Genomic DNA, 14,131 nt, shown 5'->3' on the forward strand with positions numbered 1-14,131 from the left:
GATTACTTGATTGCAATCATCGAGCAGAAGTTAAAACATTGATACCACACTTGCGTTTGGCTAAAACCAATTTCACTTAATCGGTTTAAGTGGGTAGATAAATGATCAGGGCGCATGACATTTTCGATAGCCGTACGCTTTTGGCTGATCTCAAGCTCTGAATAGCCGTTGTGACGTTTGAAATCATGGTGTAAATCAATGAGCAAATTATCGCATTGCTCATTTTCACCTCTAATTTTTTCGCTCAGCAGCAAAACACCGCCTGGTTTTAAATTTGCGTAAATCTTTTCAAGCACCGCTTGGCGCTTTTCAGGTGGAATAAACTGTAGTGTAAAGTTCATTGCGACCACAGAGGCATTCTCGATAGCTAAATCGTTGATATCACCTAGTGTAACTGTGACTGGTACTTCAGAGCGAAAACCTTGTAAATGTAATTTACAGCGCTCAACCATCGCTTCTGAATTATCAACAGCAATGATATTACAGTTATCAGTGCGAATATTGCGGCGCATACTTAACGTTACAGCACCAAGAGAACAGCCTAAGTCGTATAGGTTTGAATTGCTTTGCGCGTACTCACCAGCCAGCTTACCCATGGTGCTAACAATAGTTGCATAACCAGGCACCGAGCGCTGGATCATATCAGGGAAAACTTCTACTACATGTTGGTCAAAGCTAAAGTCTTTAACCGCTTGCTCAGTGGCATAAATACTGTCTTTTTGCGTCACGTGAACAGTCTCTTTAAAAAATAATACCGCTATTTTAGCATTTTTAACTGGATAGTCAGTGATAAATTCAGTAGCTTGGCTAGAATTATCAATAACAAGTACAAAAAAGAGAAGTTTAATGACAAAAAGCAAAGTGATCAGTACAGAAGATATCTTATCAACTCTGTGTCATTCAGTGACTGGAGTTCTGTCTTCAGCAAGCGGTAACAGTATTAGTTATTCTGCCATGGTTCAAAAAATCACCCGCACCTGTATGCGCCCAGATATTGGCTGTTTTGTATTGTTCGATGGTGGCTTTACCGGTCTTGTGGTAACAAACTTCACAGCGCAAGCAGCCATGGAAATTTACCATGACTACATGCGTAACATGGGTATGCCTGAGGACGAAATTGCACAAAGCCATTTATCAGATGATGTGGCAAACGTACTCGGCGAGCTGATGAACCAAATCGTTGGTGACTTTACGTCAAAAGTACGCGACCAGCTGCATACTTCTATCACGCAAAACCAACCTAAGATGATGGCGATTAACAAGCAGGTGCAAATCTCTGTTGATACCACCATGGATAGACCACAAGCGCGCCGTGTGACTTTCACTACAGCGAAGCAAAATATCTTCTACCTTGAACTGGCAATGGATAAAACTGAATTTATCAAACTACATGATTTTGATATTTCAGAAGCCGTTGACCCTGATGACATCATCGAAAACGAAGCTAAACAAAAAGCTGAAAAGCAAAAAGCATCATCACAAGCAGACGATGCAGATGATGATTTTATGGCAGAACTTGGTTTGTAACAGCTTACGTAGGTTGGGTAGAGCGTAGCGAAACCCAACGGCATGAGTTGTCAGCCATCAGCTTTCAGCTGTCAGATAAAATAGAGGCGCGGGTCAGACCGCGCTTTTTTAATGACATTTTGCAAAGATGAATTCTCATTTAACAGTACTATTTTTATTGTACTTCAATGTTTTAGTGCATTGTTACATTTCTGGTGATAGCATCAAATAGTTAAATTTTATGAACTTGCTTTACTGGAGTTAGGCAAAGGAATGGTACTTAAACTTATAAAAAATGGCATTTTAATTTATTTCTTGGTTTTTAGTTCAATTACAATTGCGAGCTCAGAGCATAATAGGTTTAACAATTTTATAGAATTAACAATGCAGTATTCGATTAACCAGCTAGATGAAGAAGGTTATTTAAAGTCTGCTAAGAATTTGAAAATTGCAAACATAGACTCTATCCAAGCAAAAGTATTTTATTTTATGGTGTTCAATCACCGTAGAGCGCTTGCTGAAAAGTTAGGCATTAAAGTCGCCGTACATTTAACCGACCAAGATTGGCAAGAGTTAAAAAAGGTTGATGCAGTAATGTATGGTGCTCAAAAGGCAACTTTTGTACAACTACATAACTCTGATGATTTATCGATAGTAGATGCTTTGAAAGACTTAAAAGCTGAATTAATCGCTTTAGACAACAAGCAAGCAATAGCTCAACTTGCAGCTGATCTAGCACAATACTATTCATTATATAAAGAAGATCATCTGTCTGGTTTGATTGAGTATTTATATGCTATTGATAGTTTACCAACCTACGAAAATTCCCTGGCTGGGTATTTATATTCGAAAGAGTTTGCCCTACAAAGAATTATTTCAAGTTTTTATACTATGGGGGCTTACGAAAGCGCCCTAGATTATGTATTGCAGCTTTACGCTTTATCTAATAAATATTTTGAAGTGTTAGACTATTCGACCCCATACTATGAAATGACATTTGTGTTAGCTCACGCAAAGCAATTCAGCAAAGCGTTAAATATCGCAGATTTCTACTTACAGAAAGTACAAAAAGAACGTTTAGAACAGTCATCTCAACTTTACGCAGTAATTGCCAAAAGTGCTGTTTTAATTAAAAGACAACAAGAGGGAGACCTTAAAACTGCTCAATCCTTACTTCTAAAGGCTGAAACGGATCTGAATTCAGATAATTATGCTGTAAAAGCACGCAGCTTAGTAGTTAAAATTTTACTCGATTCCATCAATGGAAAGCTTCCAGAAGCTGAGAAGTCTGTTGATATTCTTAAGGAGTTTATTCAATCTAACCGTTCTATTTTTAGTCAGTCTGATTTAAGAGATGTCAACGAATTACAAAAGCTGGTTTTTGAATTTCTGGGTAAACCTGAACTGGCGAACAAAGCTATGATGGATACATTTGAGTTTGAAAAAGATTTTATGCTTTCTGCTTTTAATAACTCTTTGAATAACGTGGGGAATTACTTACAAAGAGACATAGAAATACTGGCTCTCAAGGGATATAAAGCAGAAACTGAAAAACAAGCTCTAAAAATTGAAACACAAAACCTGCGATTTCTTGTAATGGCTCTCATAATCACAATGTTAATCTTCTTAATTTCATGGTTAATTTGGCGACAGCTTTCTATTAAAAAGATCGCTGAAACAGATTCTCTGACTGGAGTTATGAATCGAAGAGCTATGTATTCTTGGTTAGAAAAAAGAAAGCCTCGAAACTCGTTAAAATGCATCTGCTTATTAGACTTAGATCACTTTAAACAAATTAACGACAACTACGGGCATTTAACTGGCGATGAAGTGCTTACATCTTTTAGTCATTTTGTACAAACTCGTATTCGTAAGACAGATAAATTAAGTCGTTTTGGCGGTGAGGAGTTTTTACTTGTTTTAGACTCAATAGATAAAGAACAAGCGCAAATTTTGATAGATAACATACGTGAGTCATTTCAAAACTATATAAATTGGCATACAACAACTTCTAACTTTTCTACTAGCTTCTCAGCAGGAATCATTGAGGTAAGTGGTGACTTTGAGTTGAAACAAGTGTTAGCTCAATGCGATGTGCTTTTATACAAGGCAAAAGAAAATGGCCGTGCTAGAAGTGAATCAGCTTGCTTCGAGGTTTAAATGGTCTAGCCCACAGCTTATAGCTTTGAACTTAAAGCTCGTTTAAAGCTTACATTCATCCAATTTATGCTTTACTCATAAAGCCTTAAATGGATTTGATGATTGCATGAATTACTTAAAAAACTTTATAACTAAATTTGTTTTCATGATGCAGAAGCGGCCGGGGTTGATGGCAGTGTTGGCTTTTTGTAGTGGTGTGGCAAGCTATGTCTTTGTTGAAAGAAAAGAATCGTTTTCGCAGCTTATCTCTATTTTGTTATTAGTCACTTGGTTGTGGTTGTTAATAGATAACTGGCTAAGAAATAAAGTAGAGGAGCGTTTTGGTGTGGCGGTGTCGCCCAACGTGATGCGCTTTGCGCTGCAAGTTGTGCAGCAAGAAAGTTTGTTTTTTGCTTTACCATTCTTCTTGGCGGTGACTACTTGGGACCATGGTCAGGCCGCGTTTACCGCTTTAATTATTCTTTGCGCGTTCGTTTCTGTTGTTGACCCCCTCTATTATAAAAAGCTTGCAAGGCACAGTGTCTGGTTTAGTGTGTTTCATAGCTTTTCTTTGTTTGTCGTGCTGTCGGTTACCTTGCCTATTTTATTAAAGTTAACGACCAGCCAAAGTTTTGAAATTGCACTGATAACAGCGGTTATTTTAACGGTCCCCAGTCTTGGCAATTTGATGCCCAATGCTAAATGGTGGCGTTTCCCGTTGTTGGTGTTATTGCTTTGTTCATTAGGTGCCGGGCTTTGGCAATTACGTAGTTTTGTGCCACCTGCAGCACTGCGTTTAACCGATATGAGTATGTCATATCAGTTAGATGCACAAGCTCGTAAACCGCTTTCGCCAATAACAGAACTCACTGAGCAGAGCTTACATGAAAACGGTCTATATAGTTTTAGTGCGGTAAAAGCCCCGCGAGGTTTAAATGAAAAAATCTTCCACGTTTGGGTGCATAATCGAAAAGAAGTTGACCGTATAGCCTTGGATATTTCTGGTGGTCGTAAAGAGGGTTATCGAGCGTGGAGCCATAAAACGAATTTCCCTGCAAATGCTGCAGGGAAATGGGTCGTTAAAGTGGTTACCGAGTCTGGGCAGCTAATAGGGCAAAGAAGGTTTGAGGTTTCAGAAGTTTAGCTGTCAGCCGTCAGTTTTTAGCTGACCGAAATGGGGGATAGTTATTAGTGTTCTGAACAACAAGAGCTTAACATTCATTCCTCAGGTTTTATGTTTTTGATAGCTGATAGATTTAATACGGATTCTTCCCTTCACCTACCAGCACACTGAATATTCTTAAATCCAGTTCTAGTTGATGATATTGCGGCTCCATGTGGCAGCAAAGTTGATAGAAGGCTTTGTTGTGGTCTTTTTCCTTAAAATGAGCTAGCTCGTGTACGACGAGTGCTTTGAGAAGTGGCTCAGGAGCGCGAAGCAGGTCGCTATTAATGGCAAGATCGTGTTTTCGGGTTTTACCTTGCATACGAAAAGTATGGGTGCCTAAGGCATTTGTGACCATATCGCCTTGTTTTTTGAATGCAGCACGGCCAAAAGGCAGGGCATTTTTAAGGTAGCGCTTTTTCAGCTCAGTGGCGTAATTGTATAAAGCTTTATCGCTGGTAATGCTATGGGCATCAGGGTATTTGCCCTTTAGGTAGTTAGCAGCTCTGTCGCCATTAAATAGCTGTAACACTTGCTCAATGATGTGAGGCGGGTAACCTTGAAAATAACGGCTGTAATCTTTCATGTTTTCTCTGATAAATCGGGCGCTAAAATAAACTGCTTTGGCTTGCTTCGCGTTCACCTATAAACGGCGCAAGCACGGGGTGATTGTAACCTAAATCTTGGCAGAACTGTCTTGCTAAAAGTGGCGACTGGCGATTATCTGCGGTATGAAAAAACAAATAGGGTGATTTTCCTTCATCAAGCCATTGCTTTACTTTTTTCAGCCATGGCTGGTAATACGACTTGTATTCATGTTCAAGACTGGCAATCACAAAGCGCAGCATAGGCTGATTTCCTGTTGCAATGGCATGCACAGGTAAATAAGGTTTTTTCTTTTGCGCATCAATGAGTGCATCGGTATCGGCGGGTACAGCAAATAAAGCGCGGGTATCCATACTGATGCGATCTATATTATTTTCAATTAACAGCTGATTTAAACGAATCTCAGCATCATCCTTATTAAAAAAGCCGGGGTGACGTACTTCTACACCGTAACTAAGTTGCTTGGGGAGTTGTGCAATAAAATTAGCAAGCAGGGGTAGAGCATCTGGGCCAAAGGCGCGGGGTAGCTGCAACATAATTTGCCCCGTTTTAGCAAAAATTGGCTCAAATAAGTTTAGCCATGCATTAAGCTCACTATTTATATTCGTCAGCTGTAATTCGTGACTAAAACGCCGATGAAACTTAAACGTAAATTTAAAGTCTTCGGGTACCGCATCATGCCAGCGTAATAATGACTCATGACTTGGATCAGCATAAAAACTGGTGTTGCCCTCGACTGAATTAAAGCATTGCGCATACTCACTGAGCATGTCGGCGCTTTTACAGTGACTAGAGAGCAAATTTCCTTTCCATGCGGTGCTAGACCACTGCGGACAACCTAAATACAGCATTAAATCAACCAATAAATTTAAACTTTAGCTAGTGTATCAAAAGAAATGTTTGCTCAGAAGTCGAGGTATATATTTAGCCCCCGACAGGCACTGCTGGCACTCGCATTTTGCGATGGTTTGGGTATAATGCTCTGCCTTAAATGATTACTTTGTATAGTGGCTTTTGCTCTCAAAATAGCGAACTCTTAAGAGCAGGCGGCTATAAGTCTTTAACTGACAGGAATACTATGCGCTCTATATATTGCGGACAGCTAAATAAATCTCACGTAGATCAAGAAGTTGAACTATGTGGTTGGATCAACAAACGCCGTGACCTTGGTGGCCTTATCTTCGTCGATTTACGTGACAGAGAAGGTTTAGTACAAGTTGTTTTTGATCCTGAAGTAGAAGGATTAATGGATACTGCGAATAAACTACGTCAAGAGTTTTGTGTGCAGTTAAAAGGTGTTGTTCGCGCACGCCCTGATAGCCAAGTAAATAAAGACATGGCAACAGGTGAAGTTGAAATTTTAGGCACAAGCTTAACTATCATCAACCGTTCAGAGCCATTACCACTTGACTTTAATCAGCAAAACTCTGAAGAGCGCCGCTTAAAATACCGTTACCTTGATTTACGTCGTCTTGAAATGAGCGACCGTATCAAACTTCGTGCAAAAGCGAGTAGCTTTGTGCGTCGTTTCTTAGATGACAATGGTTTCTTAGATATCGAAACACCGGTACTAACAAAAGCAACACCTGAAGGTGCGCGTGACTACTTAGTACCTAGCCGTGTTCACAAGGGTAGCTTCTACGCTTTACCTCAGTCACCACAGTTATTTAAACAATTATTAATGATGTCGGGCTTTGACCGTTACTATCAAATTGTTAAATGCTTCCGAGACGAAGATTTACGTGCTGACCGTCAGCCAGAATTCACACAAATCGATTTAGAGACGTCATTCATGAGCTCTGATGAAGTGCGTGCAATGACTGAGAAAATGATCCGTGAAATGTGGCAATCATTATTAGACGTTGACTTAGGCGACTTCCCAGTAATGCCATACAGCGAAGCAATGAGTTTATATGGTTCTGATAAACCAGACCTACGTAACCCAATGCAACTTGTAGACGTTGCTGATTTAGTGAAAGACGTTGAGTTTAAGGTATTCTCTGGTCCTGCTAATGACGAAAAAGGCCGTGTTGCTGTATTAACTGTACCAGGCGGTGCTGAGCTTTCTCGTAAACAAATCGACGATTACACTAAATTCATCGGTATCTATGGCGCGAAAGGTCTAGCATGGATGAAAGTGAACGACCGTGCAGCGGGCGTTGAAGGTGTTCAATCACCAATCGCTAAGTTCTTAAACGAAGAAGTGATCAACCAATTACTTGAGCGTACTAACGCACAATCTGGCGACATCATTTTATTTGGTGCTGACAAGCGCAACGTTGTAAACGAAGCAATGGGTGCGCTACGTCTTAAGATTGGTGTTGATTTAGGCATTACTGATCTTGATAGCTGGAAACCATTATGGGTTGTTGATTTCCCTATGTTCGAAGAAGACGACGAAGGTACATTGCATGCGGTTCACCACCCATTCACTGCACCGAAAGGTATTTCTCCTCAAGAGCTTGAAGCAAACCCAGCTGGTGCACTATCAGATGCATACGACATGGTATTAAACGGCTACGAAGTTGGTGGTGGTTCGGTACGTATTCACAATGCAGAAATGCAAGAAACAGCATTCAGAATCTTAGGTATCGAAGCGCAAGAGCAACAAGACAAGTTTGGTTTCTTACTTGACGCACTTAAATACGGTACGCCACCGCATGCAGGTCTTGCGTTTGGTCTTGACCGCTTAGTTATGTTGTTATGCGGTACTGATAACATTCGTGACGTTATTGCTTTCCCTAAAACAACTCAAGCATCATGTTTATTAACAGATGCACCAAGCAAAGCAAATGCAGATGCATTAACTGAGCTTGCAATTGATGTTATAGCGAAAGACGCTGAATAATTCATAATAACCTGAATTATAAGACTTAGTGAATAATAACCCTAAGGTGTATGCCTTAGGGTTTTTTTGTGTTTAAATAAATATTTAGTATGTTCTTCAAGGAAAGAGTATGAATATCAATGCAACTTTAATCGGCCAAATAATTGTTATTTTAATCCCTGTGTTTGCCGCTATCAGCTATTACTTAGGTAAGCGCAAAACCTCAACACCAATCGTGGTGGCCGTTATTGGAGGGTTACTAGCGCTAATTCCATTGTTTGGTCTTATTTTTATTGCAGTACTTGCGCTTAAACAAGATATTGAGACCACCGCGTGATCGCAAGCCATTCGCTTTATTTTGAACACACCTTTGAAGCAAACCTTGCAGGGCAAACATTTTCGCATTGCGAATTTGAGCAATGTGAATTTATCGACTGTGACTTTAGCAATAGTCAGTTTGAAAACTGTCGGTTCATAGAGTGCGAGTTTAAAAACTGTAATTTAGCTGCCCTTGGACTTAGATACACCTCGCTTGAAGAACTAAGCTTTAAACAGTGTAAATTAACCAGCGTGCGCTTTACTGATGTTGATTGGCCGCTACTCGCCAACCGTGCTCCAGTGAGTTTTGTTGGTTGTGAACTTAGCCACAGCAGCTTTTTTGAACTTAGTTTAAAAGCTTTAAAAATGCGTAGCTGTTTTGCCAAAGATGTTGATTTTAGACATGCAGATTTATCTTCAGCTGATTTTACTGATACGGACTTTCGTGACAGCTTGTTCCAACAAACCAACCTCAGTAAGGCTAACTTTATTGGCGCTAGCCACTTTGCTATTGATATAACTGCTAACAATATCAGTAAGGCCAAATTTGAACGTTATGCTGCTTTGGATTTATTAGCAGGGCTCGATATAGAGCTGGTGGATTAAATATTATTGCTACTTAAGGTTAAGGAAAGTTATGGATTTAAGTCCCATCACCTTAGAAGGTCAATTTGTTAAATTAGTGCCGTTAACGCTTGAGCACCGTGATGCTTTAGTTAGCGCCGCTTCAGATGGAAAGCTTTGGGAGCTTTGGTTTACCTCAGTGTCCAATGAAGAACGCGTTGACGATTATTTAAGTATGGCGTTTGAACAACAGTCACTTGGTCGCGCATTACCATTTGCTGTCATCGATAAACACACCGATGAGGTGATAGGCTCAACTCGCTTTTGTAATATCGACAATAAAAACCGCCGTTTAGAAATTGGCTATACCTGGTATGCCAAGCGTTTTCAGCGTACTGGGGTTAATACTGATTGTAAAAAACTGCTGCTGAGTTATGCATTTGAAACACTTAATGTGATTGCCGTTGAGTTTCGTACTCATTGGCATAACCAGGCTTCGCGCAATGCCATTGCTCGCTTAGGAGCGAAACAAGATGGGGTGCTTCGAAATCACCAAATAATGGCCGATGGATGCGTACGCGACACCGTGGTGTTTTCAATTATTGATGGTGAATGGCCTATGGTTAAACGTAGCTTAGAATTCAAATTAGCGCAGTTATAGTATGTTAAATATTAAAAAGGCGGCGCTAATGCTCGCGTTAACCCTTAGCGGGCAAACAGCCTTTGCAAATCAAACAGAGACACTGTTTGATACTGAGCGGGCACGCCATATTCCGGTGACCATTACAGCAGCCGATAGCAAATGCACGATAAAGACAAAATGCCCCGTGGCGTTTATTGGGGCAGGCTATGGTATGGCACATACAGACTATCAATTTGCCCAGCAGGCCTTTCATCAGAATGGTTATTTAACGGTTGAAGTTGCTCATGAGTTAAAAGGTGATCCGAGTTTAAACCCAGAGCCACCATACATGACCACACGCATGGAAAACTGGCACCGTGGTGTACAAACCCTTGAGTTTTTAGCCGTAGAACTTGCAAAGCGTTATCCTGCGTATGACTTTAATCAGCTCACTTTATTTGGTCACTCAAATGGAGGTGATATTGCAGCATTATATGCCGCTATTTATCCCGCTAAGGTGTCTAAGCTGATCACCCTTGATCATCGCCGTATGCTGATCCCGCGAAACAAAAATATTGCTGTACTGACACTACGCGGTTGCGATTACCCAGCAGATGACAACGTATTGCTAACGCCGCAAGAGCTCGCTGTATACCCAGTGACGCAAATTAAGCTTAAAGATTCGCGTCATAACGACATGTATGATGGTGGCCCAAAAGCGCTTGTAGCGCGTATGAGTAAAGAACTTAACGCGTTTTTATCCCGCTATTGATGCTCAGTTAAAACTGAGCATCAATGTCGCTGCGAAAATTAAAATAGCCCATCTCGACAAGGTTGTTATACACACCCTGAATATTCAGTGGTAGCCATTGCTGGTACATTTTTAAATGGCTGTATTGAGGCAGGCTTATTTCTTTTTGTAAGGTCGCAAGGTTCTTACCTTTTAACATGCCATCGCGCACGGCAGTATGTAAGTCTTGAATATAGTGTAAATAAGAGACAACATCATCGCGGTTGCCAGTATCTGCATGGCCACCTATAAATGCAGCAAACGCAGGTTCATTTAGCACCGCTTTGGTTGAATGCAGCATGCCGTTAATATCGTAACCAATCAGGTTTTTATATGGCATGCGGCCAAGCACAATCCAATCAACAACATAAAGTATATTGGCAGGCATAAAACGCATACTGACATTACCTCGGCCATTATTAGGCCCATAATATTTCAGCTGCACGTAACTATCACCTAAATCGACTTTTAGTGTATCGGTAAATGTAAGATCAGGCAGGGCTGTAGGCACTTTATTTAATTTAAGGTCCTCAGCTGCAAACTGGTGAGCAACGACCGTGGTGTTGTTATCGATTAGCTCATTACCGCCCATCGTATGGTCAACATGGCTATGGCTGTACAGCATGTACTTGATTTCGGCGTTAAAGGTTTTCTTGATATAGCTTTTTAAGTATTTTGCGGCATCGCTATTAATAGGATCAGTCACTAAGGCCTGGTTATCAACAATCATAAAAGCGCTGTGGTAATGGCCAGCACTAAATCGATATACGTTGTCTTTAATATTTTCGACTTTATAGTTGGCTTGTTCTGCACAGATGGCCTGATTGGTTACGAGTATCAGCACACTGAAAAGTAAGATTTGCAGATTTTTGAACATTAGCGATCCTTGTGCGTTGAAACGTGTCTAGTTGGTCATACCTAAGTTTAGATGATAGTACATATTATACTACTTAAAGGCTTGTTTGATCTGTATCAAAGTAAAGGAGCTAAGCAAGGTGGGGCGGACATAAGTCCTTATGTTTTTGCCTGTGTTTCTCTATCCTCGCGAAGCGCTATAATGAAGAAATGCTATGCTTAGCACAGACTTCTAGAACCTTATTCACTGGAAAAGACAAATGCAACATTTACCTACCGTTGATTATAAAGCGAGCGATGCGGCCGCTCAATTTGTTGAGTCACTAAGAAACACAGGTTTCGGTGTATTAAAAAACCACCCAATTCCTCAGTCATTAGTTGAGTCTATTTACAAAAATTGGCAAGAATTTTTTAATTCTGAGCAAAAGCACGAGTTTTTATTTTCAAAAGAAACACAAGATGGTTACTTCCCACCATCAGTGTCAGAAGTTGCAAAAGGCTTTACCGTTAAAGATATTAAAGAGTACTACCACGTTTATCCAAAAGGCCGTGTTCCAGCACAGCTAGAAGAAGAAATTCGTGAGTACTACCGTTTAGCGAATGAGTTTGCAGCAACATTATTAAGCTGGGTTCAAGCTGAGGCACCAGAAGAGGTGCGTGCTAAGTTCTCTATCGACCTTAAAGATATGATTGCTAACTCTGAGCAAACACTCCTGCGTATTCTTCATTACCCACCAATGACAGGTGATGAAGAGCCAGGCGCAATTCGTGCGGCAGCGCATGGCGACATCAACTTATTAACTGTATTACCTGCGGCAAATGAGCCAGGTTTACAAGTACAAAAAACAGATGGCGGTTGGTTAGACGTACCATGTGATTTTGGTAACCTGATCATCAATATTGGTGACATGCTACAAGAAGCGTCAGGTGGTTACTTCCCATCAACGATTCACCGTGTGATCAACCCAACGGGTAAAGCGTCAACGAAATCACGTATTTCGTTACCATTATTCTTACACCCGCGTCCTGATGTTGTGCTTTCTGAGCGCTACACAGCAGACAGCTATTTACAAGAGCGTTTACGCGAACTTGGTGTTAAGTAAAGATTGAGTATGAGAACAAAGCGGCATTAGAGCCGCTTTTTTTATGCCTAAAATTAGTCTGCTAAGTTCAGAATTAAGTGTTAGTTTGAAAATAATTCCATGCATTATTGACTATCCTAGGTATAATGCGCGCACTTCGCCGAATCGGCTGAATTTTTTAAAGAGAGATAGTATGAGTTTTGATGGGTTAGGTTTATCACCAGCTTTAGTAAATGCAGTTTTAGAAAAGGGCTATGAAGCACCTACGCCTATTCAATCACAAGCTATCCCTGCGATCATTGAAGGCCGCGATGTTATGGCCGCAGCGCAAACTGGTACAGGTAAAACAGCAGGGTTTACACTGCCGTTAATTGAGCGTTTGTCTAAGGGCCCTAAAGCGGGTGGCAATAAAGTACGTGCATTAGTATTGGCTCCTACCCGTGAGCTGGCCTTACAAGTAAGCGAAAATGTTGAGCAATATGCTAAGCATTCAAATGTGAGCTCATTTGTTGTTTATGGTGGCGTTAAAATTAATCCGCAAATGATGCGCCTTCGTAAAGGTGTTGATATTTTAGTTGCCACACCTGGTCGTTTATTAGATCTACACAACCAAAATGCTGTTAAGTTTGATGATTTAGAAGTGCTGATCCTTGATGAAGCCGACCGTATGCTTGATATGGGCTTTATTCATGACATCAAACGTATCATTGCTAAATTGCCTGCTAAACGTCAAAATCTGATGTTCTCGGCGACTTTCTCTGATGAAATTCGTGAACTTGCAAAAGGGCTCATTAACGACCCCGTTGAAATTTCAGTCGCGGCAAAAAACACCACAGCTAAAACGGTTGCTCAATCTGTTTATGCGGTAGATAAATCACGCAAAACAGCATTACTTAGCCATTTGATCCGTACCAATGATTGGCAACAAGTATTAGTATTTTGCCGTACCAAGCATGGTGCAAACCGTTTAGTTAAGCAGCTTGAACGCGATGATATTGTGGGTGCTGCCATTCACGGTAATAAATCGCAAGGCGCTCGCGTTAAGGCACTCGAAGGCTTTAAATCCGGTGAAGTGCGCGTATTAGTGGCAACCGACATCGTTGCTCGTGGCCTAGATATTGTTGAGCTACCTCACGTTGTTAACTACGATTTACCGAATATTTATGAAGATTACGTTCACCGTATTGGCCGTACAGGCCGAGCGGGTGCATCGGGTCATGCTATATCGTTTGTAACAGCAGATGATGCCGACGATTTATATGGTATTGAGCGCTTTATTGGTGAGCTTATTCCGCGTGCAACCGAAGCAGGTTTTGAGCCAAGCAAACCAGTTGCTGAAAAGCCACTAGATACGCGTCCAATCAAGCCGAAAAAACCAAAGAAACCGAAAAAGCCAAAAGCACCAGCTCAAGATGGTCAAGGTGCAGCAAAACCTGCACAAAAGCCAAAACCTAAATCGCAAAAGCGACCTTCACAAGGTAAGTGGCAGGGTAAGGGTAAAGAGCAGGGCCAAAACCAAAAAGGCGCTAACAACGGGAATAAATCGAATAACACTAAACCAGCAGGTAATAAACCTGCGGGTAATCGCCAGCGTGTATCGGGACCATCTCGCCCAAGACGTAAACCCGCTGCGGATAGTTAATAACAGTTAAAACAA

At 40.9% G+C, this 14,131-nt stretch carries 14 protein-coding genes; 10 read left to right on the forward strand and 4 right to left on the reverse strand.

Annotated elements, in window-relative coordinates:
* Nucleotides 1–2: 2 nt before the first annotated feature.
* Nucleotides 3–728, reverse strand: coding sequence for a carboxy-S-adenosyl-L-methionine synthase CmoA (gene cmoA, locus HUS62_RS07520; protein WP_058585302.1), 726 nt, complete (start codon nt 726–728; stop codon nt 3–5).
* 118 nt (nt 729–846) lie between these two features.
* On the opposite strand from cmoA, the gene HUS62_RS07525 reads away from it, so the two are divergent.
* The 3 genes from HUS62_RS07525 to HUS62_RS07535 all read left to right on the forward strand — a co-directional run bounded on the left by HUS62_RS07525 (nt 847) and on the right by HUS62_RS07535 (nt 4,789).
* A complete protein-coding gene (locus tag HUS62_RS07525) occupies nt 847–1,527 on the forward strand; it encodes a DUF3334 family protein (RefSeq protein ID WP_054561772.1) in 681 nt (226 codons plus the stop codon).
* Between the two features lie 252 nt (nt 1,528–1,779).
* The gene (locus tag HUS62_RS07530; protein ID WP_175079046.1) at nt 1,780–3,666 is read left to right on the forward strand and encodes a GGDEF domain-containing protein; all 1,887 of its coding nucleotides are present in this window, start codon (nt 1,780–1,782) and stop codon (nt 3,664–3,666) included.
* Nucleotides 3,667–3,772: 106 nt separating this feature from the next.
* Complete coding sequence (locus HUS62_RS07535) at nt 3,773–4,789, forward strand: DUF5924 family protein (protein ID WP_175079047.1); 1,017 nt, start codon at nt 3,773–3,775, stop codon at nt 4,787–4,789.
* Between the two features lie 112 nt (nt 4,790–4,901).
* Here HUS62_RS07535 and HUS62_RS07540 read toward each other — a convergent pair whose 3' ends face one another.
* Together HUS62_RS07540 and HUS62_RS07545 are read right to left on the reverse strand one after the other, a co-directional pair.
* Entirely contained in the window at nt 4,902–5,396 is a 495-nt protein-coding gene (locus HUS62_RS07540) for a M48 family metallopeptidase (protein ID WP_175079048.1), read from the reverse strand.
* A gap of 22 nt (nt 5,397–5,418) precedes the next feature.
* Nucleotides 5,419–6,267, reverse strand: coding sequence for a DUF72 domain-containing protein (locus HUS62_RS07545; RefSeq protein ID WP_175079049.1), 849 nt, complete (start codon nt 6,265–6,267; stop codon nt 5,419–5,421).
* Nucleotides 6,268–6,494: 227 nt separating this feature from the next.
* Between HUS62_RS07545 and aspS the strand changes: the two genes are divergently transcribed.
* The 5 genes from aspS to HUS62_RS07570 all read left to right on the forward strand — a co-directional run bounded on the left by aspS (nt 6,495) and on the right by HUS62_RS07570 (nt 10,519).
* A complete protein-coding gene (aspS, locus tag HUS62_RS07550) occupies nt 6,495–8,264 on the forward strand; it encodes an aspartate--tRNA ligase (protein WP_175079050.1) in 1,770 nt (589 codons plus the stop codon).
* Nucleotides 8,265–8,373: 109 nt separating this feature from the next.
* On the forward strand, nt 8,374–8,580 hold the full coding sequence (locus HUS62_RS07555) for a hypothetical protein (protein ID WP_058585269.1): 207 nt from the start codon (nt 8,374–8,376) through the stop codon (nt 8,578–8,580).
* Nucleotides 8,577–9,167, forward strand: coding sequence for a pentapeptide repeat-containing protein (locus HUS62_RS07560; protein WP_282658457.1), 591 nt, complete (start codon nt 8,577–8,579; stop codon nt 9,165–9,167). The genes HUS62_RS07555 and HUS62_RS07560 overlap by 4 nt, the downstream gene beginning before the upstream one ends.
* A gap of 31 nt (nt 9,168–9,198) precedes the next feature.
* Nucleotides 9,199–9,786 (forward strand): GNAT family N-acetyltransferase, encoded by a 588-nt coding sequence (locus HUS62_RS07565; RefSeq protein ID WP_175079051.1) that lies wholly within the window; start codon nt 9,199–9,201, stop codon nt 9,784–9,786.
* Between the two features lie 28 nt (nt 9,787–9,814).
* Nucleotides 9,815–10,519 carry an alpha/beta hydrolase gene (locus tag HUS62_RS07570; RefSeq protein WP_371319664.1) on the forward strand — a complete coding sequence of 235 codons (705 nt, stop codon included), beginning with the start codon at nt 9,815–9,817 and terminating at the stop codon, nt 10,517–10,519.
* A 7-nt stretch (nt 10,520–10,526) separates the two neighbouring features.
* Here HUS62_RS07570 and HUS62_RS07575 read toward each other — a convergent pair whose 3' ends face one another.
* Complete coding sequence (locus tag HUS62_RS07575; protein WP_258536735.1) at nt 10,527–11,414, reverse strand: MBL fold metallo-hydrolase; 888 nt, start codon at nt 11,412–11,414, stop codon at nt 10,527–10,529.
* Between the two features lie 238 nt (nt 11,415–11,652).
* On the opposite strand from HUS62_RS07575, the gene HUS62_RS07580 reads away from it, so the two are divergent.
* Nucleotides 11,653–12,495, forward strand: a complete 843-nt coding sequence (locus HUS62_RS07580) for an isopenicillin N synthase family oxygenase (protein ID WP_054551580.1) — start codon at nt 11,653–11,655, stop codon at nt 12,493–12,495.
* Nucleotides 12,496–12,667: 172 nt separating this feature from the next.
* Nucleotides 12,668–14,116 (forward strand): DEAD/DEAH box helicase, encoded by a 1,449-nt coding sequence (locus HUS62_RS07585; protein WP_175079053.1) that lies wholly within the window; start codon nt 12,668–12,670, stop codon nt 14,114–14,116.
* Nucleotides 14,117–14,131 lie beyond the last annotated feature (15 nt).

It is taken from the genome of Pseudoalteromonas sp. 0303, from assembly GCF_013349995.1.
In the GTDB taxonomy this organism is placed as follows: domain Bacteria; phylum Pseudomonadota; class Gammaproteobacteria; order Enterobacterales; family Alteromonadaceae; genus Pseudoalteromonas.

Coding starts and splice junctions, on each gene's coding strand:
- HUS62_RS07525 (WP_054561772.1), top strand. CDS start 847: ATGACAAAAAGCAAAGTGATCAGTACAGAAGATATCTTATCAACTCTG.
- HUS62_RS07530 (WP_175079046.1), top strand. CDS start 1,780: ATGGTACTTAAACTTATAAAAAATGGCATTTTAATTTATTTCTTGGTT.
- HUS62_RS07535 (WP_175079047.1), top strand. CDS start 3,773: ATGAATTACTTAAAAAACTTTATAACTAAATTTGTTTTCATGATGCAG.
- HUS62_RS07540 (WP_175079048.1), bottom strand. CDS start 5,396: ATGAAAGATTACAGCCGTTATTTTCAAGGTTACCCGCCTCACATCATT.
- HUS62_RS07545 (WP_175079049.1), bottom strand. CDS start 6,267: ATGCTGTATTTAGGTTGTCCGCAGTGGTCTAGCACCGCATGGAAAGGA.
- aspS (WP_175079050.1), top strand. CDS start 6,495: ATGCGCTCTATATATTGCGGACAGCTAAATAAATCTCACGTAGATCAA.
- HUS62_RS07555 (WP_058585269.1), top strand. CDS start 8,374: ATGAATATCAATGCAACTTTAATCGGCCAAATAATTGTTATTTTAATC.
- HUS62_RS07565 (WP_175079051.1), top strand. CDS start 9,199: ATGGATTTAAGTCCCATCACCTTAGAAGGTCAATTTGTTAAATTAGTG.
- HUS62_RS07570 (WP_371319664.1), top strand. CDS start 9,815: ATGCTCGCGTTAACCCTTAGCGGGCAAACAGCCTTTGCAAATCAAACA.
- HUS62_RS07575 (WP_258536735.1), bottom strand. CDS start 11,414: ATGTTCAAAAATCTGCAAATCTTACTTTTCAGTGTGCTGATACTCGTA.
- HUS62_RS07580 (WP_054551580.1), top strand. CDS start 11,653: ATGCAACATTTACCTACCGTTGATTATAAAGCGAGCGATGCGGCCGCT.
- HUS62_RS07585 (WP_175079053.1), top strand. CDS start 12,668: ATGAGTTTTGATGGGTTAGGTTTATCACCAGCTTTAGTAAATGCAGTT.